Below are 24,138 nucleotides of genomic sequence, written 5' to 3' on the forward strand. Positions count from 1 at the left end.
AATGAATGTAAAAGAAAACACAGAACTTGTTTTTCGAGAAGTCGCAGAGGCGAGTCTGAGTGCTCATCGAGAGAGTGGTTCAGTCTCTGTCATTGCAGTTACCAAGTATGTAGATGTACCGACAGCGGAAGCCTTGCTTCCGCTAGGTGTTCATCATATCGGTGAAAATCGTGTCGATAAGTTTCTGGAGAAATATGAAGCTTTAAAAGATCGAGATGTGACTTGGCATTTGATTGGTACCTTGCAAAGACGTAAGGTGAAAGATGTCATACAATTTGTCGATTATTTCCATGCCTTGGATTCAGTTAAGCTAGCAGAGGAAATACAAAAAAGAAGTGACCGCGTCATCAAGTGTTTCATTCAGGTAAATATTTCTAAAGAAGAAAGCAAACACGGTTTTTCGAGAGAGGAACTGCTGGAAATCTTGCCAGAGTTAGCCAAACTAGATAAGATTGAATATGTTGGCTTAATGACCATGGCGCCCTTTGAAGCTAGCAGTGAGCAGTTGAAAGAAATTTTCAAGGTGACCCAAGATTTACAAAAAGAAATTCAAGAAAAACAAATTCCAAATATGCCTATGACCGAGTTAAGTATGGGAATGAGTCGCGATTATAAAGAAGCGATTCAATTCGGTTCCACCTTTGTTCGTATAGGTACAGCATTTTTTAAGTAGGAGAGAACCATGTCTTTAAAAGATAGATTCGATAGATTTATAGATTATTTTACGGAGGATGAGGATTCAAGTCTCCCTTATGAAAAAAGAGATGAGCCTGTGTTAACTCCAGTAAATTCTTCACAGGAACCAGCTCTCCCAATCACTCAAACTCCACAATCAGCTGGAACAAAGGAGAACAATATCACCAGACTGCATGCAAGACAACAGGAATTGGCAAATCAGAGCCAGCGTGCAACGGATAAGGTCATTATAGACGTTCGTTATCCTAGAAAATATGAAGATGCAACAGAAATTGTTGATTTATTGGCAGGTAACGAAAGTATCTTGATTGATTTTCAATATATGACTGAAGTACAGGCTCGTCGTTGTTTGGACTATTTGGATGGGGCTTGTCATGTTTTAGCTGGAAATCTGAAAAAGGTAGCTTCTACCATGTATCTGTTGACACCAGTGAATGTTATTGTGAATGTAGAAGATATTCGTTTACCAGATGAAGAACAAAATGGTGAGTTTGGCTTTGATATGAAGCGAAATAGAGTACGATAATGATTTTTTTAATTCGTATGATTTATAATGCAGTGGATATTTACTCCCTGATTTTGGTAGCCTTTGCTGTCATGTCTTGGTTTCCAGGTGCCTACGAATCCAGTTTAGGTCGTTGGATTGTAGCATTGGTCAAACCAGTGCTTGCTCCCTTGCAACGCCTGCCTTTACAGATAGCGGGTCTTGATTTATCTGTTTGGGTTGCGATTGTTTTGGTTCGATTTTTAGGAGAAAACCTAGTTCGTTTTCTGGCGATGATAGGATGAATAAAGGGATTTACCAGCATTTCTCCATAGAAGATCGTCCCTTTCTTGACAAGGGAATGGAATGGATAAAGAAGGTAGAAGATAGCTATGCTCCTTTTTTAACTCCTTTTATCAATCCTCATCAGGAGAAGCTATTAAAAATTTTAGCCAAAACCTATGGTCTTGCTTGTAGCAGTAGTGGGGAATTCGTCTTGAGTGAGTATGTTCGAGTTTTATTATACCCAGATTATTTCCAGCCAGAGTTTTCAGATTTTGAAATATCTCTCCAAGAAATTGTGTATTCCAATAAATTTGAACACTTAACGCATGCTAAGATTTTAGGGACAGTCATCAATCAATTAGGGATTGAACGGAAACTTTTTGGAGATATCCTAGTAGATGAAGAACGGGCGCAGATTATGATCAATCAGCAGTTTCTTCTTCTCTTTCAAGATGGATTAAAGAAAATTGGCCGTATACCCGTTTCGCTGGAGGAACGTCCTTTCACCGAGAAAATAGATAAGCTAGAACAGTATCGAGAGCTGGATTTATGTGTGTCTAGTTTTAGATTAGATGTTCTTTTATCAAATGTTTTGAAACTATCTAGGAATCAAGCAAACCAGTTGATTGAAAAGAAACTTGTCCAAGTAAATTACCATGTGGTAGACAAATCAGATTATACTGTTCAAGTTGGAGACTTGATTAGTGTGAGAAAATTTGGGCGCTTGAGATTGCTTCAAGATAAGGGACAAACAAAAAAAGAGAAGAAAAAAATAACCGTCCAGTTATTATTAAGTAAGTGAGGAATAGAATGCCAATTACATCATTAGAAATAAAGGACAAGACTTTTGGAACTCGATTCAGAGGTTTTGATCCAGAAGAAGTCGATGAATTTTTAGATATTGTGGTTCGTGATTACGAAGATCTTGTTCGTGCGAATCATGATAAAGATTTGCGTATTAAGAGTTTAGAAGAGCGTTTGTCTTACTTTGACGAAATGAAAGATTCATTGAGCCAGTCTGTATTGATTGCCCAAGACACAGCTGAGCGAGTGAAACAAGCGGCACATGAACGTTCAAACAATATCGTTCACCAAGCAGAACAAGATGCGCAACGCTTGTTGGAAGAAGCTAAATATAAGGCAAACGAGATTCTTCGTCAAGCAACAGACAATGCTAAGAAAGTTGCTGTTGAAACAGAAGAATTGAAAAACAAGAGCCGTGTCTTCCACCAACGTCTCAAATCTACAATTGAGAGTCAGTTGGCTATTGTTGAATCTTCAGATTGGGAAGATATTCTCCGTCCAACAGCTACTTATCTTCAAACCAGTGATGAAGCTTTTAAAGAAGTGGTTAGCGAAGTACTTGGGGAACCGATTCCAGCTCCAATTGAGGAAGAACCAATTGATATGACACGTCAGTTCTCTCAAGCAGAAATGGCAGAGTTACAAGCTCGTATTGAGGCAGCCAATAAAGAATTGGCTGAATTTGAAGCTCAGGCTAAACAGGAAGTGGAAGGTCCAACTCCTGTAGTGAGTCCTCAAATTGAAGAAGAGCCTGCTCATCCAGTTGGTCCAATGTACGAAGAACCAGAAGTAGCTCCAGTGCATCCGACAGGTCCAATACCAGCTACAGAAACTGTTGATTCAGCACCGGGATTTGAAGCACCGCAAGAATCCGTTACAATTTTATAAGAAACGATGTGAGAACAATATCTTATCCTTATATTTCCAGCGAGCAGGAGATGGTGTGAGTCCTGCATTCCCTAATGATAAGATTATCCTCTCAAAAACTCAAGTCTGAATAGAGTAAGATTTGACGTTCCCCACGTTACGGGATAAGAGGGAGAAAGACTAGATCTTTTTCCGAATAAAGGTGGTACCACGATTTTCGTCCTTTTTGGAAGTCGTGGTTTTTATTTTGTCTATATAAAAAAGGAGATATCATGAAACTCAAAGAAACTTTAAATCTTGGGAAAACTGACTTCCCAATGCGTGCAGGCCTTCCAACCAAAGAGCCAGTCTGGCAAAAAGAATGGGAAGATGCAAAACTTTACCAACGTCGTCAAGAACTAAATGAAGGGAAACCGCATTTTGTCTTGCATGATGGCCCTCCATACGCAAACGGAAATATCCACGTTGGACATGCCATGAATCATATCTCAAAAGATATCATCATTCGTTCTAAGTCTATGTCAGGTTTTAACGCACCTTATATCCCAGGTTGGGATACTCATGGTCTGCCAATCGAGCAGGTTTTGGCAAAACAAGGTGTTAAACGTAAAGAAATGGACTTGGTTGAGTACTTAAAACTTTGCCGTGAATACGCTCTTTCTCAAGTTTATAAACAACGTGATGATTTCAAGCGCTTGGGGATGTCAGGTGACTGGGAAAATTTATATGTGACTTTAACTCCAGACTATGAAGCAGCCCAAATCCGTGTATTTGGTGAGATGGCTAATAAAGGCTATATCTACCGTGGTGCAAAACCAGTTTACTGGTCTTGGTCATCTGAGTCTGCCCTTGCTGAAGCAGAGATTGAATACCATGACTTGGTTTCAACTTCCCTTTACTATGCCAATAAGGTAAAAGATGGCAAAGGTGTTCTTGATACAGATACTTACATCGTTGTCTGGACAACTACTCCATTTACCATCACAGCTTCTCGTGGTTTGACTGTTGGAGCGGATATTGATTACGTCTTGGTTCAACCTGCTGGTGAAACTCGTAAGTTTGTCGTTGCTGCAGAATTGTTGACTAGCTTGTCTGAGAAATTTGGCTGGGCTGATGTTCAAGTGTTGGCAACTTACCGTGGTCAAGAATTGAACCACATCGTAACAGAACATCCATGGGATACAGCTGTAGATGAATTGGTGATCCTTGGTGACCACGTTACAACTGACTCTGGTACTGGTATTGTCCATACAGCCCCCGGTTTTGGTGAGGACGACTACAATGTTGGTATTGCTAATGGTCTTGAAGTCGCAGTGACTGTTGACGAACGTGGTATCATGATGAAGAATGCTGGTCCTGAGTTTGAAGGCCAATTCTACGACAAGGTTGTTCCAACAGTTATTGAAAAACTAGGTAACCTGCTTCTTGCTAAAGAAGAAATCTCTCACTCATATCCATTTGACTGGCGTACCAAGAAACCAATCATCTGGCGTGCAGTACCACAATGGTTTGCCTCAGTTTCTAAATTCCGCCAAAAAATCTTGGATGCTATTGATAAAGTTAAATTCCATACAGAATGGGGTAAAGTACGTCTATATAATATGATTCGTGACCGTGGTGACTGGGTTATCTCTCGTCAACGTGCTTGGGGTGTTCCACTTCCAATCTTCTATGCAGAAGACGGTACAGCTATCATGACAGCTGAGACTATCGAACATGTGGCTCAACTCTTTGAAGTACATGGTTCAAGCATTTGGTGGGAACGTGATGCCAAAGACCTCTTGCCAGAAGGATTTACTCATCCAGGTTCTCCAAATGGGGAGTTCAAGAAAGAAACAGATATTATGGATGTATGGTTTGACTCAGGTTCATCATGGAATGGTGTTTTGGTAAATCGTCCAAATCTGACTTATCCAGCTGACCTTTACCTTGAAGGTTCTGACCAATACCGTGGTTGGTTTAACTCATCACTCATTACATCTGTTGCCAACCATGGCGTAGCACCTTACAAACAAATCTTGTCTCAAGGTTTTACGCTTGATGGTAAGGATGAAAAGATGTCCAAATCTCTTGGAAATACTATTTTGCCTAGCGATGTTGAGAAACAATTTGGCGCTGAAATTCTTCGTCTTTGGGTAACAAGTGTAGATACTAGCAATGACGTTCGTATCTCAATGGATATCCTTAGCCAAGTATCGGAATCTTACCGTAAAATCCGTAACACTCTTCGTTTCTTGATTGCTAATACATCTGACTTTAACCCAGCTGAGGATGCAGTAGCTTACGATGAGCTTCGTTCAGTTGATAAGTACATGACGATTCGCTTTAACCAGCTTGTTAAGACCATTCGTGATGCTTACGCAAACTTTGAATTCTTGACAATCTACAAGGCCTTGGTGAACTTTATCAACGTTGACTTGTCAGCCTTCTACCTTGATTTTGCCAAAGATGTTGTTTATATCGAAGGTGCCAAATCATTGGAACGCCGTCAAATGCAGACTGTCTTCTACGATATTCTTGTAAAAATTACCAAACTCTTGACACCAATCCTTCCTCACACTGCGGAAGAAATCTGGTCATACCTTGAGTTTGAAACAGAAGACTTCGTTCAATTGTCAGAATTGCCAGAAGCAGAAACTTTTGCTAACCAAGAAGAAATCTTAGATACATGGGCAGCCTTCATGGACTTCCGTGGACAAGCTCAAAAAGCCTTGGAAGAGGCTCGTAATGCCAAAGTTATCGGTAAATCACTTGAAGCTCACTTGACAGTTTATCCAAATGAAGTTGTGAAAACTCTACTCGAAGCAGTAAATAGCAATGTAGCTCAACTTTTAATCGTGTCAGACTTGACCATCGCAGAAGGACCAGCTCCGGAAGCTGCCGTTAGCTTTGAAGATGTAGCCTTCACAGTTGAACGCGCTGCAGGTGAAGTATGTGACCGTTGCCGTCGTATCGACCCAACAACAGCAGAACGCAGCTACCATGCAACCATCTGTGACCACTGCGCAAGCATCGTTGAAGAAAACTTTGCGGATGCAGTCGCAGAAGGATTTGAAGAGAAATAAGGTTATTTTATAATGTGAACAAGGAAAAGGATTGTCAAACAGTCCTTTCCTTTTTGGTTTTGACTAGATTTTTTGTGAAAAATTGTGTAAAATAGAATAGATAAACGAGGGGAAACCTCGGAAAATTTAAAGGAGAATCCATCTAATGGTAAAATTGGTTTTTGCTCGCCACGGTGAGTCTGAATGGAACAAAGCTAACCTTTTCACTGGTTGGGCTGATGTTGATTTGTCTGAAAAAGGTACACAACAAGCGATTGACGCTGGTAAATTGATCAAAGAAGCTGGTATCGAATTTGACCAAGCTTACACTTCAGTATTGAAACGTGCTATCAAAACAACTAACTTGGCTCTTGAAGCTTCTGACCAATTGTGGGTTCCAGTTGAAAAATCATGGCGCTTGAACGAACGTCACTATGGTGGTTTGACTGGTAAAAACAAAGCTGAAGCTGCTGAACAATTTGGTGATGAGCAAGTTCACATCTGGCGTCGTTCATACGATGTATTGCCTCCAAACATGGACCGTGATGATGAGCACTCAGCTCACACAGACCGTCGTTATGCTTCACTTGACGACTCAGTAATCCCAGATGCTGAAAACTTGAAAGTGACTTTGGAACGTGCCCTTCCATTCTGGGAAGATAAAATCGCTCCAGCTCTTAAAGATGGTAAAAACGTATTCGTAGGAGCTCACGGTAACTCAATCCGTGCCCTTGTAAAACACATCAAAGGTTTGTCAGATGACGAAATCATGGACGTGGAAATCCCTAACTTCCCACCATTGGTATTCGAATTTGACGAAAAATTGAACGTCGTTTCTGAATACTACCTTGGAAAATAAAAAATTGTAAGCCTAGGATTGATTTCTAGGCTTTTTGTTTTTGTTCCCAGTTTCCAATGGCTTGAAAAAGCGATATAATGATAGTAAATATGAAAGAAAGAGAAACTGATATGGCTTATATTGAGATGAAACACTGTTACAAGCGTTATCAGGTTGGGGACACGGAGATTGTGGCCAATCGTGATGTGAATTTTGAGATTGAAAAGGGAGAACTGGTTATTATTCTAGGTGCATCAGGTGCAGGCAAGTCAACGGTTCTTAACCTTCTTGGGGGAATGGATACCAATGATGAAGGGGAAATATGGATTGATGGTGTCAATATTGCAGACTATAGTTCCCATCAGCGCACCAATTACCGTAGAAATGATGTCGGTTTTGTTTTTCAGTTTTACAATCTAGTGTCCAATCTGACAGCTAAGGAAAATGTGGAACTAGCTTCTGAAATCGTGACGGATGCCTTGGATCCTGAGCAGGTTTTGACAGATGTAGGTCTGGCTCATCGTCTTAATAATTTCCCAGCACAGCTGTCTGGAGGGGAGCAACAGCGAGTCTCCATTGCACGCGCGGTAGCCAAAAATCCTAAAATCCTCCTTTGTGATGAACCGACTGGAGCCTTGGATTATCAGACGGGTAAGCAGGTTTTGAAAATTCTCCAAGATATGTCTCGTCAAAAGGGAGCGACGGTGATCATCGTGACTCACAATGGAGCTTTGGCGCCCATTGCTGATCGCGTGATTCATATGCACGATGCCGGTGTCAAGGATGTGGTGATCAACCAGCATCCTCAGGATATTGACAGTTTGGAGTACTAGCATGATTAAGCGAAAAACTTATTGGAAGGACTTAATTCAGTCCTTCACAGGCTCCAAGGGGCGTTTTTTATCCATCTTGACCTTGATGATGTTGGGATCTCTAGCCCTAGTAGGTCTCAAAGTGACTAGTCCCAACATGGAGGTGACCGCCAATGACTATTTAACCACTGCTCAAACCTTGGATTTGGCAGTCATGTCTAACTATGGCTTGGATCAAGCAGATCAAAAAGAACTAGAACAGATAGAGGGCGCAGAGGTCGAGTTTGGCTACTTGACAGATGTGACCACGGATAATGGGCAGGATGCCATTCGGCTGTATTCCAAACCAGAGCGAATTTCAACCTTTCAGCTAAGAGAGGGGCGACTTCCGCAGTCAGACCAGGAAATTGCTTTGGCAAGTCATCTGCAGAGTCAATATAGCGTGGGACAGGAGATTAGTTTTAAAGAAAAAGAAGGCGGTCATTCCTCTTTAAAAGACCATACATATACCATTACTGGTTTTGTGAATTCAGCTGAAATCCTCTCCCAGCGAGATATGGGCTATGCAGGAAGTGGAAGTGGGACTCTGACAGCCTATGGGGTGATTTTACCTAGTCAGTTTGATCAGAAAGTCTACAATATAGCTCGTTTGAAATATCAAGATTTAGCTGGCTTAAATGCCTTTTCATCAGCTTATGAAGAAAAATCCAAGCAATATCAGGAAGACCTTGAACAAGCTCTATCAGATAATGGCAAGGCACGTCTGCAACTTTTGAAAAAAGAAGGCCAAGAATCTCTCGATAAGGGACAAGAGATCCTTAATAAGGCTGAGACTAATTTACAGGAAGGTAAGCGTCGTTTAGCAACTGCTCAAGCTCGTTTACAGGCTCAGGAAAGTCAACTAGCCTTGATTCCTCAAGCTCAGAGAGAGCAGGCTAGTGCTCAACTTATCCAAGCCAAGCAGGAATTGAGTAAGGAAGAGGACAAGCTAAAGCAAGCTGAACAAAGTCTAGCTCAAGAAAAGGAAAAATTAGAAAAACATCAGAAAGTTTTGGATGATTTGGCTGAGCCCAAGTATCAGGTTTATAATCGTCAGACCATTCCTGGCGGTCAGGGCTTCCTCATGTACAGCAATGCTTCAGCCAGTATTCGGGCAGTGGGCAATATCTTTCCTGTGGTGCTTTATGCCGTAGCAGCTATGGTGACCTTCACAACTATGACTCGTTTTGTGGATGAAGAGCGAACACATGCAGGTATTTTTAAGGCCTTGGGCTATCGCAGTAAGGATATTATTGCTAAATTTCTGCTTTACGGTCTAGTAGCTGGGACTGTCGGAACGGCTCTAGGTAGTATACTTGGCCATTATTTGCTAGCCAGTGTGATTTCAAGCGTTATTACAAAAGGTATGGTGGTGGGAGAAACCCAGATTCACTTCTATTGGACTTATAGCTTACTAGCTCTTGGCTTGAGTTGGTTGGCGAGTGTGTTGCCAGCTTATCTGGTGGCTCGGAGGGAACTTCATGATGAAGCAGCCCAGCTTTTACTACCTAAACCACCTGTTAAAGGAGCTAAAATCTTACTGGAGCGCATCAGTTTTATTTGGCGTCGTCTCAGTTTTACCCATAAGGTAACAGCTCGCAATATCTTTCGTTATAAGCAACGAATGTTGATGACAATCTTTGGTGTGGCAGGTTCAGTCGCTCTGCTCTTTGCAGGATTGGGAATCCAATCCTCTGTGGCAGGAGTTCCGACTAGACAGTTTCAACAAATCCAACAGTATCAGATGATTGTCTCTGAAAATCCTAGTGCGACCAATCAAGACAAGGCAGAGTTGGAAGAAGTGTTGAAAGGACAGGAGATACTAGCCTACCAGAAAATCTATTCTAAAACGCTAGACAAGGATTTCAAGGGCAAGGCTGGTCTTCAGACCATTACCCTTATGATGACAGAGAAGGAAGATTTGACACCCTTTATCCATCTGCAAGATCATCAGCAGGAGCTGACATTAAAAGATGGAATCGTTATCACGGATAAACTTGCCCAGCTGGCAGGTGTTAAGGTTGGACAGACTTTAGAAATTGAAGGTAAGGAACTAAAGGTCGCTGCCATTGCTGAGAATTACGTTGGTCACTTTATTTATATGAGTCAGGCTAGCTATGAGCAAATTTATGGACAGGTGCCGCAAGCTAATACTTATCTGGTTACGCTAAAGGATTCTAGTGCGCCTAGTATCGAAAGGCAGGCAGGTTTACTTATGAATCAAGCTGCGGTGTCCAGTGTCGTCCAGAATGCTTCAGCTATTCGGCTCTTTGACTCTGTCGCTAGCTCACTCAATCAGACCATGACTATCTTGGTCATCGTGTCGGTTCTATTAGCTATTGTTATCCTTTACAATCTGACCAATATCAACGTGGCTGAGAGAATCCGTGAACTCTCCACTATCAAGGTTCTTGGTTTTCATAATAATGAAGTCACCCTCTACATTTACCGTGAGACGATTGTCTTGTCTCTTGTGGGAATCGTACTTGGTCTGCTCTCAGGTTTCTATTTACACCAATTTTTGATTCAAATGATTTCGCCTGCGACTATTCTCTTTTATCCACAGGTAGGTTGGGAGGTCTACGTAATCCCAGTAGCAGCAGTAAGCATCATTTTGACTGTACTTGGTTTCTTTGTCAATCATCATCTGAGAAAGGTTGATATGTTAGAAGCCTTGAAATCTGTAGAGTAAGGCGATTGTTTTTAGCTGATTGAAATTATATTTACTCGTAAACAAAAATCCTCCGTTTCAAAGAGTAGGAAACTCTTTGTGACAGAGGATTTTTTTCTATAGGGCTTTAGCTGCTGCAATTGCGGCTTCGAAGTTTGGTTCTGAGTTGATATTGTCCACGTATTCAACGTAGCGAATCGTATTGTCAGTATCAAGGACAAAGACTGCGCGTGCCAATAGGTGCCACTCATTGATTAAGAGGGCATAGTCACGTCCAAAGGAATGGTCGAAATAGTCTGAGAGCATGATGGCATTTTCAATGCCTTCAGCACCGCACCAACGTTTTTGGGCAAAAGGAAGGTCCATGGAAACAGTCAAGACAACCGTATTGTCCAGTCCAGCCAGTTCTTCATTAAAGCGACGCGTTTGAGTTGAGCAGATACCTGTATCGATAGAAGGCACGACACTCAAAACTTTTTTCTTGCCATCAAAATCAGCCAGAGATTTTTTAGAAAGGTCTGTTGTAGTGAGAGAAAAATCAAGCGCCTTGTCGCCGACTTGTAGTTGTTTACCTGTAAAGCTCACAGGATTTCCGAGAAAAGTTACCATAAGATACTCCAATCTTTTTTCTTCCATTTTAGCTGAAACGGTCGAAATTTTCCAATGATTTGACCGGAAATGTGGGCATAGAAAAAACGCCAGCTCAATGTGAGAATGACGTTTTTCAGAGGATTATTTTGCCAATCCTTCAGCAATCTTGTCAAGGTTGTATTTCATCATGCTGTAGTAGCTGTCGCCTTCTTTACCTTCTTCTGCGATAGAGTCAGTAAAGATTTGTGCGTAGATTGGGATGTTTGTGTCTTGAGAAACAGTTTTCATTGGACGGTCATCCACACTTGATTCTACAAAGAGTGAAGGAACTTTTGTTTGGCGAAGTTTTTCAACCAAGGTCTTGATTTGTTCAGGTGTTCCTTCTTCTTCAGTGTTGATTTCCCAGATGTAAGCACTTGGGACACCATAGGCTTTAGAGAAGTATTTGAATGCTCCTTCGCTGGTTACAATGAGTTTCTTTTCAGCAGGGATGTTATTAAATTTATCCTTACTTTCTTTATCAAGTTTGTCTAACTTATCAGTATATTCTTTGAGATTTTTTTCATAGAATTCTTTGTTGTTAGGGTCTTTGGCGCTCAATTGTTTAGCGATATTTTTAGCAAAGATAATCCCATTTTCAAGGTTGAGCCAAGCGTGTGGGTCTTCTTTACCTTTTTCATTTTTTCCTTCAAGGTAGATAACATCAACGCCTTCGCTGACTGCAAAGTAGTCTTTGTTTTCAGTTTTCTTAGCATTTTCTACCAATTTGGTAAACCAAGCATTGCCACCTGTTTCAAGGTTGATACCGTTATAGAAAATGAGGTCTGCCTCAGAAGTTTTCTTAACATCTTCAGGAAGTGGTTCGTATTCGTGTGGGTCTTGCCCAATCGGAACGATACTATGAAGATCAATTTTGTCACCAGCAATATTTTTAGTAATATCAGCAATGATTGAGTTTGTAGCAACAACTTTTAGTTTTTGACCAGAAGCTGCATCTTTTTTTCCGCTAGCACATGCTACAAGAGCAATGACGGAAAGAAAGAGAACGAGTAATGTACCTAATTTTTTCATTAGATCCTCCAATTTATTATTGGGGCTTTGCCCCTTATTTTAACAAATGTTTATTTTTTAGTTTCAAATATCGTTGTTTGGGAGCGATAAAGAAGCTAATGAGAAAGAAACTAGCAGCTGTGAGCACGATACTAGAACCTGCCGCAACATTAAAACTATAGCCAATAAAGAGTCCCAAAACTGAAGCAGTAGCTCCAAAGGTTGAGGAAAGGAAAATCATGCTTTTCAGGCTATTAGCATACAGATAAGCAGTTGCAGCTGGGGTAATCAGCATGGCTACAATCAGGATAGTTCCGACACTTTGCATGGCTGTCACAGACACGAGAGTCAGGAGCACCATGAGAAGGTAGTGATAGAAATTGACAGGCATTCCCATGGCTTTAGCCAAGAGTTCATCAAAGGAAGTTATCAAGAGTTGCTTGAAGAAAATCCAGATTAACAAGAGAATGACTGCTCCCACACCCATAGTAATAAACATATCCGTATCTTGGACGGCTAGGATATTACCAAAAAGGATATGGAAAAGGTCAGTTGAACTTTTAGCGACACTAATCAAGATGATACCGAGGGCTAAGAAAGAAGAAAAGGTAATGCCGATGGCGGTATCGCTTTTGATAATCGAGTTTCCCTTGATGTAGGTAATGATGATGGCAGCTAGCAGTCCAAAGACAATGGCTCCGATAAAGAAGTCAAGGCCCAAGATGAAGGAGAGGGCTACACCTGGTAAGACAGCATGTGAAATGGCATCTCCCATGAGTGACATCCCGCGTAGAATGATGAAACATCCTACAGCTCCAGCTACGACCCCGACGACAATAGCTGTTATCAAGGCATTTTGTAGGAAATGGAATTTTTGCAATCCATCGATAAATTCTGCAATCATAGGTCACCTCCATTGAAAAAGAGTCGATTACCGTAAGCTTCTTTGAGATTGGCTTCGGTAAAGGTTTCTTTGGTTGGACCAAAGGCAATCACTTCTCGATTGACAAGCAAGACTTGATCGAAGTAGTGGGGAACCTTGCTGAGGTCGTGGTGGACGATGAGAACCGTCTTCCCAGCTTTTTTCAGATCTCTCAGCGTATTCATGATGATTTCCTCACTGACAGAGTCAATCCCAACAAAGGGTTCATCCAAGAGGATATAGTCGGCTTCCTGTACCAAACATCTAGCAATCAAGACCCGCTGGAATTGACCTCCAGACAGTTGACTGATTTGCCGTTCAGCGTAGTCAGCTAGACCGACGATTTCAAGGGCTTCTTGCACCTTCTTCCAATGTTTAGCATTTAAACTGTGAAAGAGAGGGATAGAGGGAAAGAGTCCTAGCGAGACGCATTCCTTGACCTTGATGGGAAAGTTGTAGTCGATATTGATTTTTTGTTCGACATAGGCAATTCGGTGTAAGGATTTTTTAACTTCCTTGTCATCGAGAAATGCCTGACCTTGATGTGGGATAATTCCCAGCATACCTTTTAATAGTGTTGATTTCCCAGCACCGTTTGGACCAATGATACCGGTAATTGTTGGTCCTTGGAGCACTAGTGAAATATCCTTAAGTGCCAACGTTTCTTTGTAGGAGACACTGAGGTTTTCGATACGTATCATAAACTTATATTCCTCCTGCCTCTTAATATACATTAAAAAAAAAATTAAGTCAAGTTAATTTTTAAAAAAATTAAAATAATAACTGAAAAACAATAGGAAACATCCGTTCATTTTTAATTGCATTCCTAGGTAATTTTTGTTAAGCTAAGAGCAAGTACAAATGAAAGCGAGAACAAGATGACACGTTATCAAGATGATTTTTATGATGCTATCAATGGAGAATGGCAACAGACAGCTGAAATCCCAGCAGATAAGTCTCAAACAGGAGGTTTTGTTGATTTAGATCAGGAAATTGAAGACTTGATGTTGGCTACAACAGACAAGTGGTTGACAGGTGAAGAGGTGCCTGAGGATGCTATCTTGGCAAACTTTGTCAAATACCACCGCCTAGTTCGTGATTTTGACAAGAGAGAAGCTGACGGTATCACACCTGTCTTACCACTCCTTAAAGAATTCCAAGAATTGGAGACTTTTGCGGATTTCACAGCTAAACTAGCAGAGTTTGAACTTGCAGGAAAACCAAACTTCCTTCCTTTTGGTGTATCGCCAGACTTTATGGATGCCAGAATCAATGTTCTATGGGCTAGCGCTCCAAGCACGATCCTGCCAGACACGACCTACTATGCAGAAGACCATCCTCAGCGCGAAGAGCTCTTGACTCTTTGGAAAGAAAGCAGCGCAAATCTTCTCAAGGCTTATGATTTCTCTGATGAAGAAATTGAAGACTTGCTAGAGAAAAGACTTGAATTGGACCGTCGAGTTGCGGCAGTAGTGCTTTCTAATGAAGAAAGTTCAGAGTATGCTAAACTTTACCATCCATATGATTACGAAGATTTCAAGAAATTTGCGCCTGCCCTACCTTTGGATGACTTCTTCCAAGCCGTTCTTGGACAAGTGCCAGACAAGGTTATTGTAGATGAGGAACGTTTCTGGCAAGCAGCAGAGCAATTCTATAGTGAAGAAGCCTGGCCTCTTCTCAAGGCAACCTTAATTTTAAGTGTTGTGAATCTCTCAACCAGCTATTTAACAGAAGAAATTCGTGTCTTGTCAGGTGCCTATAGCCGTGCGCTTTCAGGAGTTCCAGAAGCCAAAGACAAGGTCAAGGCAGCCTACCAGCTAGCACAAGGTCCTTTCAAACAAGCCTTGGGTCTTTGGTATGCCCATGAAAAATTCTCTCCAGAAGCTAAGGCGGACGTGGAGAAAAAAGTGGCAACCATGATTGATGTCTATAAGGAACGCTTGGCCAAAAATGACTGGCTGACTCCAGAAACTCGTGACAAGGCCATTGTCAAACTCAATGTCATCAAGCCTTATATCGGTTATCCAGAGGAATTGCCAGAACGCTATAAGGACAAGGTGGTGGACGAAACTGTCAGTCTTTTTGGCAATGCTTTAGCCTTTGCGCGTGTGGAAATCAAGCACAGTTGGAACAAGTGGAACCAACCTGTTGACTACAAGGAATGGGGCATGCCTGCTCATATGGTCAATGCCTACTACAATCCACAGAAGAACCTAATTGTCTTCCCAGCGGCCATTTTACAAGCACCTTTCTATGACTTGCATCAGTCATCTTCTGCTAACTACGGTGGTATTGGGGCAGTTATTGCCCATGAAATTTCCCACGCCTTTGATACCAACGGAGCTTCCTTTGATGAAAATGGTAGCCTCAAGGATTGGTGGACAGAGAGCGACTATGCTGCCTTCAAGGAGAAAACACAAAAAGTCATTGACCAGTTTGATGGACAGGATTCTTATGGAGCAACTATCAACGGTAAATTGACTGTATCAGAAAACGTGGCTGACTTAGGAGGAATCGCTGCAGCACTTGAAGCAGCTAAGAGAGAACCAGACTTCTCCGCAGAAGAGTTCTTCTACAACTTCGGTCGCATCTGGCGCATGAAAGGTCGTCCAGAATTTATGAAACTTTTGGCTAGCGTCGATGTGCATGCACCAGCCAAACTCCGTGTCAATGTGCAAGTACCAAACTTTGATGATTTCTTTACAACTTATGATGTCAAAGAAGGCGACGGAATGTGGCGTTCACCAGAAGAGCGCGTGATTATTTGGTAATGCAAAAAATCTAGTCATCAGAAAAAAGGTATCCAATCAGGTGTGAAAACTTTGATAGGATGCCTTTTATAGTGGAAAGACTGCTGGATAATATACTTAAAATGCGATAGTCATTGTCATCATTTTACTAGAAAAAAGGATTGAAGGTCTTTTCGTGAGCGATAGTAGTAGCTGGACCATGTCCTGGATAAACATCGTAGTTTGGTAGGGTGAAGAGTTGGGTCTGGATACTATGGAGGAGTTGTTCCATGCTACCAGTTGGAAGATCCGTCCGTCCGATTGTTTCACGGAACAGAGCATCACCTGTCAAGACCAAATGAGCTTGCGGAAAGACGATAGAAACACCGCCGATAGAATGTCCTGGTGTTGGCAAGACAGTGAAACGAAATTCCTCTAGTTGGTATTCTTCGTGAAAGATAAAAGTGTATTCTGCAGGTTTTGCGACCACATCTGCCATATCATCGTGGCGGGGAAGCCCAGAGAGATTATCGACAGGAGTATAGAGCCAGCTGGCTTCGCTCTCTGCGATATAGACAGGAGGATTGCCAAAAGTCTCACGAACCAAGTCCAGACTCATGATATGGTCATAATGGGCGTGGGTCAATAGAATGGCACAGATCGGTTTGCTGATGTTCTCTATTGTCTGACGAATGGCTTCCCAATGGCTACCAGGATCGACAACGATGAGGTGCTTTTCGCCTTCTAGGTAATAGGTGTTTTCATAGGCAACAGGATTCACGGTTTTATGAATTTTCATATTAGCTCCAATCTCAAAGAATGTACTAAATTAAGTATAGCACAGTTGGGGCGAATAGGTAAGGATTTAGAATGAACTTAAAAACCAGCATGACTAGATGAAGACAGGCTGGTTATCAATTTATCACTATTGGAGAGGTGTCAATTGCCCTTCATAGGTTGCATAAACTCCGTCATTAGCTTGTTTGATAGATGTGATGTTTAGAGTGCCACCGTAGTTGGCTTCTCGTTTGTCGCTATATTCACTATAAGTTATCCTATTGGGCAGGTTCTGGTCGTTAGCATAGTATTGAACGACTGTTTTTTTATAGCTTTGCTGGCTGAATAGGAACAGGCAGCTAACTCCTAACACTAGGAGAGCAAAGATAGAAATAGCAGTTTTTTTCATAGGTGTTCTCCTTATAAACTAAAGGATAAAAGAAAGTATCTTGAGGATTTTAATTCCAAAATCCAGTCAAGGTACCAGTGTATGTGACACGAGTTCCACTGTTTATCTTTCGTATATTCAATGGAATTGGGGAAGTCAGAAAGTCTTTCGGTTACAATATGGTTTCCGTTCTTCTATCTCTCCTTCTATCACCTAAGTTTAAAATCTAACTTCGTAATATATTATAGACTAATAATTCAGAATTATCAAGCAATTCTGAATTATTTTTTTCTTATTCTGTTCTAATCTAGTTTTCATATTCTTAAAAAAGTGATAAAATGGTAGGAAGAATTGGAGAGTAGAGATGCCAAAAGAAGTGAATTTAACAGGCGAAGAAGTTGTCGCTTTAACCAAAGAATATTTGACGGAAGAGGATGTCCATTTTGTCCATAAGGCCTTGGTCTATGCGGTTGAATGCCACAGTGGCCAGTATCGCAAATCAGGCGAGCCTTATATCATTCACCCTATCCAAGTGGCAGGTATTTTAGCTAAGCTCAAGCTGGATGCTGTAACAGTAGCTTGTGGTTTCTTGCATGATGTGGTAGAAGATACTGATGCGACCTTGGACGATTTGGAGAGAGAGTTTGGTCCTGATGTGCGGGTAATCGTAGATGGGGTTACTAAGCTTGGTAAGGTCAAGTACAAGTCTCACGAGGAGCAGTTGGCTGAAAACCACCGCAAGATGCTCATGGCCATGTCTGAGGACATCCGTGTTATCTTGGTCAAACTGTCTGACCGCTTGCATAATATGCGGACTCTAAAACACCTTCGAAAAGACAAGCAGGAGCGTATTTCCAAAGAAACCATGGAAATCTATGCCCCTCTTGCCCACCGTCTGGGGATTTCTAGCGTCAAATGGGAATTGGAAGACCTATCTTTCCGTTATCTCAATCCAACGGAGTTTTACAAGATTACCCATATGATGAAGGAAAAACGTAGAGAGCGTGAAGCCTTGGTGGATGAGGTAGTCACAAAATTAGAGGAATATACGACAGATCGTCACCTGAAAGGGAAGATTTACGGTCGTCCTAAGCATATTTACTCGATTTTCCGCAAAATGCAGGATAAGAGAAAACGGTTTGAGGAAATCTATGATCTGATTGCTATTCGTTGTATTTTGGATACCCAAAGTGATGTTTATGCCATGCTTGGTTATGTGCATGAACTTTGGAAACCGATGCCTGGCCGCTTCAAAGACTATATTGCTAACCGCAAGGCCAATGGTTATCAGTCTATCCATACGACTGTTTATGGGCCAAAAGGGCCGATCGAATTCCAAATTCGAACCAAGGCTATGCACGAGGTGGCTGAGTACGGGGTTGCGGCTCACTGGGCTTATAAGAAAGGCGTTAAGGGGCAGGTTAACAGCAAGGAATCAGCTATTGGGATGAACTGGATCAAGGAGATGATGGAGCTCCAAGACCAGGCTGATGATGCCAAGGAATTTGTTGATTCAGTTAAGGAAAACTATTTGGCTGAGGAGATTTACGTCTTTACACCAGATGGAGCTGTCCGTTCCCTTCCAAAAGATTCAGGACCGATTGATTTTGCTTACGAAATCCATACCAAGGTCGGTGAAAAAGCAACTGGTGCCAAGGTCAATGGGCGTATGGTTCCACTGACAACTAAGCTCAAGACGGGGGATCAGGTTGAAATTGTCACCAACCCCAACTCCTTTGGACCTAGCCGTGACTGGCTCAATATGGTTAAGACCAGCAAGGCGCGCAACAAGATTCGTCAGTTCTTTAAAAACCAAGACAAGGAATTGTCTGTCAACAAGGGTCGTGAGATGCTGATGGCTCAGTTCCAAGAAAATGGCTATGTGGCCAATAAATTCATGGACAAGCGTCACATGGACCAAGTTCTACAAAAGACTAGCTACAAGACAGAAGAATCCCTTTTTGCGGCTATTGGTTTTGGAGAAATTGGAGCTATTACCGTCTTTAACCGTCTGACTGAAAAGGAACGCCGTGAGGAAGAGCGTGCCAAGGCCAAGGCTGAGGCAGAAGAACTTGTCAAAGGTGGCGAGATCAAGGTTGAAAATAAAGAAACTCTCAAGGTCAAGCATGAGGGAGGTGTGGTCATTGAAGGTGCATCAGGCCTCCTAGTGCGGATTGCCAAATGCTGTAATCCAGTTCCTGGTGATGATATTGTCGGCTATATCACCAAGGGTCGTGGTGTGGCTATTCACCGTGTGGACTGTATGAACCTGCGTGCCCAAGAAAACTACGAGCAACGTCTCCTTGATGTGGAGTGGGAAGACCAGTACTCTAGCTCGAATAAGGAGTATATGGCTCATATCGATATTTATGGACTCAACCGTACAGGACTATTGAACGATGTACTGCAAGTTCTTTCAAACACAACCAAGAATATCTCAACAGTCAATGCTCAACCAACCAAGGATATGAAGTTTGCTAATATCCATGTATCCTTTGGCATTGCTAACCTCTCGACGCTGACTACGGTCGTAGACAAGATTAAGAGTGTGCCAGAAGTTTACTCTGTTAAACGTACCAATGGCTAATTGTCCTAGCTCTTACTAGAAAGGCTATTATGAAAATCATTATCCAACGGGTTAAAAAAGCCCAAGTCAGTATCGAAGGTCAGATTCAGGGAAAAATCAATCAGGGACTCTTATTGCTGGTTGGAGTTGGACCAGAGGACCAAGAGGAAGATTTGGACTATGCTGTGAGAAAACTGGTCAACATGCGGATTTTTTCAGATGCAGAAGGCAAGATGAACCTGTCTGTCAAAGATATTGAAGGAGAAATCCTCTCTATTTCTCAGTTTACCCTCTTTGCGGATACTAAGAAGGGCAATCGTCCAGCCTTTACAGGGGCAGCCAAGCCTGATATGGCATCAGACTTCTATGACGCTTTCAATCAAAAATTAGCGCAAGAAGTACCCGTTCAGACAGGCATCTTTGGAGCGGATATGCAGGTTGAGCTGATCAATGACGGACCAGTCACCATTATCCTAGATACTAAAAATAGATAAGAAAGACCAAGCCCAGCCGGCTTGGTTTTTCTCATCTATCATAAAATATTCCAAAAAGAAATCTGTTCCTGATAGGCTTTTGGGAAGTCTCTTTTCAGGCTTTGGCTTATGCGATAGGAAAGTATGAGATGTCCTAGGGTTAGGAGAGTGCCCTGAAGTAAAAGTGGGATACCCCTTAAAAACAGCAAGGAGAGAATCATCAGACTATCCCATAGAAGGATTTGTAAGGCAAATCGCCAGAATATCGGTCTAATCTGAGAATAGAGTTGACTAAAGTGGTCACAAAGCTGGTTAGAAAGATAGGTCAATAGCACAGGATGAAAGAAAATGAGCCAACCGCTATAAATCAACATCCAATCCCAAGTAAGCCCCTCTTTAAATGCCAAAAATGCCAGCATAATTCCATCGATGACAAGGAGTTGAATGGTTTTGATATAGATGATTTTTTTCATGATAAAACCTCCTTTTTTCATCTGTTAGTGACGTAATATTTTATATAATTATTATACAATATTTAGTTGGAGTATGAAAGTGTTTACTATCTTTTTTGGTATAAAAAATAGATAAGAAAACCCTGAAAATTAAACTTTCAGGGTTGGTGGGGGACTTGAGAAATTAGTTGATTTTCTCGACATAGAGTTGTTTGGCAATGTCCATATTCACTTGTAAATCTTCATTTTTAGTGAGGATAGTGAAGGTATTGCTGAAGCCATCAAACTGCTTGACTTGGAGCGGATCACCGATGTGAAGTGAGTGCTCGTCCAGATAATGGAGAATGTCAAAGCTATCGTGCACACGAGTCAGGCGGTAGGATCCAGCTTCCTTGATATCAGCTAGTGGTAGGTTATTGATTTCAACTAGGAGTTCTCCTTTTGCAGGAATGGTTCCTCCGTGGGGGCAGGTCTTGGGGAATCCGAGCAGTTTATCCAGTCTTTCTACGAAGAGGTCAGAGACAGTATGTTCCAAGACTTCAGCTTCCTCGTGAATCTGGTCACTCGTATAGTCTAAATGATGGACTAGAAAAACTTCAATCAAGCGGTGTTTACGATAGAGCTCAGAGACCAGTTTGAGTCCGAGGTCTGTCAATAGATAGCCACATTCCTTGTCCTTGAGGATGAGATTTTCACTTTTCATCCGTTTAATCATTTCAGTTACGGCTGGGGGAGAGACTTGCATGCGGGCCGCAATTTCCTTGTTGGTGATTTTATGCAGGTCTATGCCGATTTCATAAATACATTTTAGATAGTCTTCTTTATTCGGGTTCATTCGCTTCCTCTTGTCTAATATCTTTATCTAGTATATCAAAAAAAGCTAGATTTCTCTAGCTGTGACTTTTTATGTTATACTTATTGCAAGAGAAAAAACGAGGAGATGGATATGACGAAAATAGCTCTTCTTTCAGATATTCATGGAAATACCACCGCCTTGGAGGCTGTTTTGGCAGATGCTCGGCAGCTAGGAGTGGATGAATACTGGCTTTTGGGAGATATTCTCATGCCAGGGACAGGGCGTAGAAGGATTTTGGACTTGTTGGATCAACTACCGATTACGGCTAGAGTTTTGGGAAACTGGGAAGACAGTCTTTGGCATGGTGTCCGTAAGGAATTGGATAGTACTCGTCCCAGCCAACGTTATCTTTTGCGTCAGTGCCAGTATGTTTTAGAGGAAATTTCCCTAGAAGAAATTGAACTGCTCCACAATCAACCACTCCAGATTCATCGTCAGTTTGGGGATTTGACAGTTGGAATTAGCCATCATCTGCCTGATAAGAACTGGGGGCGAGAGTTGATTCATACTGGAGCGCAAGAGGATTTTGATCGCTTGGTGACCAATCCACCTTGTGATATTGCTGTTTATGGCCATATTCACCAGCAGTTGCTTCGTTACGGGACTGGTGGGCAATTGATTGTCAATCCAGGTTCGATTGGGCAGCCTTTCTTTTTGGATGCCCAGTTGCGGAAGGACTTGCGGGCCCAGTATATGATTTTGGAGTTTGATGATAAGGGATTGGTAGATATGGACTTTCGACGGGTGGACTACGATGTGGCAGCTGAATTGCAGCTAGCTAAAGATCTGAAACTCCCTTATTTTGAGGTTTACTATGAAAGTCTGGTCAATGGTATCCACCATACTCATAACCAGGAATTTCTGAGAGAATTGGCCCAGAAAGAGGGCTATGATAGGGAATTAGATGCCTGGTTGAAAAGTGGTAATGATTGACATTACAACTAAAAAGGGTATAATAAAAGAAAAAGAAGAGTAGAGGCAGGGTAGCCTCGTAAAAAGGAGAAGAGTATGCAAATTCCAAGTAGATTTACCATTGCGACTCATATGCTGATTATTATCGCTCTCAAGGGGAAGGAAAGCAAGGTGACTAGTGATTTTCTGGCTGCTAGTGTTGGGGTTAACCCTGTCATTATCAGAAAAACCTTGTCCCAATTGAAGAAGGCAGAACTGATTTCAGTAGCGCGTGGAACAGGGGGAACAGAGATTGTCAAGGATCTCAAAGACATTAGTCTTTTAGATGTTTATCAGGCGGTCGAATGTCTTGGTAAGACAGGTCAACTCTTCAGTTTCCATGACAATCCAAATCCAAATTGCCCAGTCGGAGCTCATATTCATGAGGTTTTAGATCAAAAATTGGAGAGAATCCAGCGAGCTATGGAGGCTGAACTTGGTCAGACCAGTCTAGAGCAAGTCGTGGCCGATGCAGAGAGTCAGATGAAGGAGTAATTTTTTCTTTAAAACAAGAAAAGCTTATGAGAAGGTTTTTATACTCAATGAAAATCAAAAAGCAAACTAGGAAGCTAGCCGCAGGTTGCTCAAAGCACCGCTTTGAGGTTGTAGATAAGACTGACAAAGTCAGTCACATATATACGGTAAGGCGACGCTGACGTGGTTTGAAGAGATTTTCGAAGAGTATTACCTTTTCATAAGCTTTTTATCTATTCTTCCATGCTTGGTAACGGGTATCAATCAATAACTGGGTAAGACGTCCCATAGTTTCCCTTTCTTCTGGAGTGAGGGATTGCGCTTGGACAAGGAGATGATGAATGTGTTCAATCGCCTTTAAGGAAGCCAAGTCATTGATAGAAGTAATACCAGAATCAAGAATGGTGCCAAAGAAGAGGTCAAAATAGAGCTGGAGTTCTTCATCAGGGACTGTGGCTACCCATTCTTTAAAGGTTGTGTCGACTTGTTGGCTATCACTGTTGGTCTTATCCAGTTGGATGAAATGCTTGTCCTCAATCTGCCAACTAAAGGTATCGTGCTGGGCGATACCACCTAAGGCAGTACTGTGCACGATGATTTGGTGGACCGGAATTTCCAACATCATACCGATGATGGAACCTTGTGGAATAAAGACCTTGGTTTTATCCATTATCCTTTGATAGCCCTCGGTTTGTGTCAGTTTTTTATGGAGACCAGGCGCATCAAAGGTATAAACTGCTGTGATTTGATTTTGCAAGTTTTTCTCAATTTGACTAGCCGCATAGATGGCTAAATTTCCTCCCTTGGAATGCCCAGCCAGAATGACCTTCTGCTTAGGATGTTGGGCAAAAAAGTTCTTTAAATAGCGGAGAGCGTGCTTTTGAGCAGGAATTTCCTTCATATAAGTTAGGTGGAAATCTTCCTTCCAGCCAATGATGCTGTCATCAGTCCCACGAAAGACAATCAGATAGGTATCGAGAGTGAGGCGGTAGGTCATAGCCGCAAATTGCTTTTGCAGCTCAGGGTCAATGTCGTTGATAAAATGGGAGAGTTTGCAATTTTTGAAGCGCTTGTGTTGAGCTAGTTCATCTAATAGCTGGAGGCGATTTTTACTGGTCAACATGTTAGATTCTCTTGGAACCTGAGGAGCCAGTTCTAAAAGTCGCTGAGGAGCTGTGGAGACCAGATTATCAAAGGAGAGGTAGGTGATTTCTGTTAAGGCTAGAATGTCTAACTCATTCAAAGAAAGGTCGTAATAAGAATCGTGTGTGACATCTTTCAGATAGTCAAAAATATTGGTCATAAGAGCTCCTTTCTATTTATTTATATTATCAAATTTCTCTCAAATTAGCTAGTAGGATTGGCTCAC

23 protein-coding genes are annotated in these 24,138 nt (G+C 41.8%); 14 read left to right on the forward strand and 9 right to left on the reverse strand.

Features of this window, described 5'->3' with window-relative positions; all coding sequences use genetic code 11:
- The first annotated feature begins 1 nt into the window (after nt 1).
- From WKI23_RS05635 to WKI23_RS05675, 9 genes are all read left to right on the forward strand, one after another.
- Entirely contained in the window at nt 2-673 is a 672-nt protein-coding gene (locus WKI23_RS05635) for a YggS family pyridoxal phosphate-dependent enzyme (protein ID WP_368079226.1), read from the forward strand.
- 9 nt (nt 674-682) lie between these two features.
- Nucleotides 683-1,222 (forward strand): cell division protein SepF, encoded by a 540-nt coding sequence (locus WKI23_RS05640; protein ID WP_368079227.1) that lies wholly within the window; start codon nt 683-685, stop codon nt 1,220-1,222.
- Nucleotides 1,222-1,485, forward strand: coding sequence for a YggT family protein (locus WKI23_RS05645; protein ID WP_000576513.1), 264 nt, complete (start codon nt 1,222-1,224; stop codon nt 1,483-1,485). The genes WKI23_RS05640 and WKI23_RS05645 overlap by 1 nt, the downstream gene beginning before the upstream one ends.
- Nucleotides 1,482-2,267 carry an RNA-binding protein gene (locus WKI23_RS05650; protein WP_172923716.1) on the forward strand — a complete coding sequence of 262 codons (786 nt, stop codon included), beginning with the start codon at nt 1,482-1,484 and terminating at the stop codon, nt 2,265-2,267. The genes WKI23_RS05645 and WKI23_RS05650 overlap by 4 nt, the downstream gene beginning before the upstream one ends.
- Nucleotides 2,268-2,275: 8 nt before the next feature.
- Nucleotides 2,276-3,157: a DivIVA domain-containing protein gene (locus tag WKI23_RS05655; RefSeq protein WP_368079228.1), complete on the forward strand. Its 882-nt coding sequence runs from the start codon at nt 2,276-2,278 to the stop codon at nt 3,155-3,157.
- Between the two features lie 251 nt (nt 3,158-3,408).
- Entirely contained in the window at nt 3,409-6,201 is a 2,793-nt protein-coding gene (gene ileS / locus WKI23_RS05660) for an isoleucine--tRNA ligase (protein ID WP_368079229.1), read from the forward strand.
- A 145-nt stretch (nt 6,202-6,346) separates the two neighbouring features.
- Nucleotides 6,347-7,039, forward strand: coding sequence for a phosphoglycerate mutase (locus tag WKI23_RS05665; RefSeq protein WP_000240129.1), 693 nt, complete (start codon nt 6,347-6,349; stop codon nt 7,037-7,039).
- Nucleotides 7,040-7,149: 110 nt separating this feature from the next.
- Nucleotides 7,150-7,851, forward strand: coding sequence for an ABC transporter ATP-binding protein (locus WKI23_RS05670; protein WP_368079253.1), 702 nt, complete (start codon nt 7,150-7,152; stop codon nt 7,849-7,851).
- A 1-nt stretch (nt 7,852) separates the two neighbouring features.
- Complete coding sequence (locus WKI23_RS05675; RefSeq protein WP_368079230.1) at nt 7,853-10,561, forward strand: ABC transporter permease; 2,709 nt, start codon at nt 7,853-7,855, stop codon at nt 10,559-10,561.
- A 96-nt stretch (nt 10,562-10,657) separates the two neighbouring features.
- Here the strand turns inward: WKI23_RS05675 and tpx are convergent, their stop codons facing one another.
- The 4 genes from tpx to WKI23_RS05695 all read right to left on the reverse strand — a co-directional run bounded on the left by tpx (nt 10,658) and on the right by WKI23_RS05695 (nt 13,804).
- Entirely contained in the window at nt 10,658-11,149 is a 492-nt protein-coding gene (tpx, locus tag WKI23_RS05680; RefSeq protein WP_000256026.1) for a thiol peroxidase, read from the reverse strand.
- 123 nt (nt 11,150-11,272) lie between these two features.
- Entirely contained in the window at nt 11,273-12,202 is a 930-nt protein-coding gene (gene psaA / locus WKI23_RS05685; protein WP_368079231.1) for a metal ABC transporter substrate-binding lipoprotein/adhesin PsaA, read from the reverse strand.
- A 34-nt stretch (nt 12,203-12,236) separates the two neighbouring features.
- On the reverse strand, nt 12,237-13,085 hold the full coding sequence (locus tag WKI23_RS05690) for a metal ABC transporter permease (protein ID WP_000559787.1): 849 nt from the start codon (nt 13,083-13,085) through the stop codon (nt 12,237-12,239).
- Nucleotides 13,082-13,804, reverse strand: a complete 723-nt coding sequence (locus WKI23_RS05695) for a metal ABC transporter ATP-binding protein (RefSeq protein ID WP_368079232.1) — start codon at nt 13,802-13,804, stop codon at nt 13,082-13,084. The genes WKI23_RS05690 and WKI23_RS05695 overlap by 4 nt, the downstream gene beginning before the upstream one ends.
- A gap of 177 nt (nt 13,805-13,981) precedes the next feature.
- Here WKI23_RS05695 and pepO point away from each other — a divergent pair, with 177 nt between their 5' ends.
- Nucleotides 13,982-15,874, forward strand: a complete 1,893-nt coding sequence (pepO, locus tag WKI23_RS05700) for an endopeptidase PepO (RefSeq protein ID WP_368079233.1) — start codon at nt 13,982-13,984, stop codon at nt 15,872-15,874.
- A 127-nt stretch (nt 15,875-16,001) separates the two neighbouring features.
- Here pepO and WKI23_RS05705 read toward each other — a convergent pair whose 3' ends face one another.
- Together WKI23_RS05705 and WKI23_RS05710 are read right to left on the reverse strand one after the other, a co-directional pair.
- Nucleotides 16,002-16,631 carry an MBL fold metallo-hydrolase gene (locus tag WKI23_RS05705; RefSeq protein ID WP_368079234.1) on the reverse strand — a complete coding sequence of 210 codons (630 nt, stop codon included), beginning with the start codon at nt 16,629-16,631 and terminating at the stop codon, nt 16,002-16,004.
- Nucleotides 16,632-16,757: 126 nt separating this feature from the next.
- The gene (locus tag WKI23_RS05710) at nt 16,758-16,982 is read right to left on the reverse strand and encodes a hypothetical protein (RefSeq protein ID WP_308410031.1); all 225 of its coding nucleotides are present in this window, start codon (nt 16,980-16,982) and stop codon (nt 16,758-16,760) included.
- Nucleotides 16,983-17,361: 379 nt separating this feature from the next.
- On the opposite strand from WKI23_RS05710, the gene WKI23_RS05715 reads away from it, so the two are divergent.
- Nucleotides 17,362-19,584 (forward strand): RelA/SpoT family protein, encoded by a 2,223-nt coding sequence (locus WKI23_RS05715; RefSeq protein WP_175881004.1) that lies wholly within the window; start codon nt 17,362-17,364, stop codon nt 19,582-19,584.
- 29 nt (nt 19,585-19,613) lie between these two features.
- Nucleotides 19,614-20,057 carry a D-aminoacyl-tRNA deacylase gene (dtd, locus tag WKI23_RS05720; protein WP_368079235.1) on the forward strand — a complete coding sequence of 148 codons (444 nt, stop codon included), beginning with the start codon at nt 19,614-19,616 and terminating at the stop codon, nt 20,055-20,057.
- A gap of 38 nt (nt 20,058-20,095) precedes the next feature.
- On the opposite strand, the gene WKI23_RS05725 is transcribed toward dtd, so the two are convergent.
- Together WKI23_RS05725 and WKI23_RS05730 are read right to left on the reverse strand one after the other, a co-directional pair.
- Nucleotides 20,096-20,509, reverse strand: coding sequence for a hypothetical protein (locus WKI23_RS05725; protein WP_368079236.1), 414 nt, complete (start codon nt 20,507-20,509; stop codon nt 20,096-20,098).
- A gap of 163 nt (nt 20,510-20,672) precedes the next feature.
- The gene (locus tag WKI23_RS05730) at nt 20,673-21,323 is read right to left on the reverse strand and encodes a metal-dependent transcriptional regulator (RefSeq protein WP_368079237.1); all 651 of its coding nucleotides are present in this window, start codon (nt 21,321-21,323) and stop codon (nt 20,673-20,675) included.
- 111 nt (nt 21,324-21,434) lie between these two features.
- Here WKI23_RS05730 and WKI23_RS05735 point away from each other — a divergent pair, with 111 nt between their 5' ends.
- Nucleotides 21,435-22,277, forward strand: a complete 843-nt coding sequence (locus WKI23_RS05735; RefSeq protein WP_368079238.1) for a metallophosphoesterase family protein — start codon at nt 21,435-21,437, stop codon at nt 22,275-22,277.
- A 75-nt stretch (nt 22,278-22,352) separates the two neighbouring features.
- Nucleotides 22,353-22,790: an Rrf2 family transcriptional regulator gene (locus WKI23_RS05740; protein WP_023946202.1), complete on the forward strand. Its 438-nt coding sequence runs from the start codon at nt 22,353-22,355 to the stop codon at nt 22,788-22,790.
- A gap of 208 nt (nt 22,791-22,998) precedes the next feature.
- On the opposite strand, the gene WKI23_RS05745 is transcribed toward WKI23_RS05740, so the two are convergent.
- Entirely contained in the window at nt 22,999-24,072 is a 1,074-nt protein-coding gene (locus WKI23_RS05745) for a DUF2974 domain-containing protein (protein WP_368079239.1), read from the reverse strand.
- Nucleotides 24,073-24,138 lie beyond the last annotated feature (66 nt).

It is taken from the genome of Streptococcus pseudopneumoniae, from assembly GCF_038148955.1.
Taxonomy (GTDB): domain Bacteria; phylum Bacillota; class Bacilli; order Lactobacillales; family Streptococcaceae; genus Streptococcus; species Streptococcus pseudopneumoniae_T.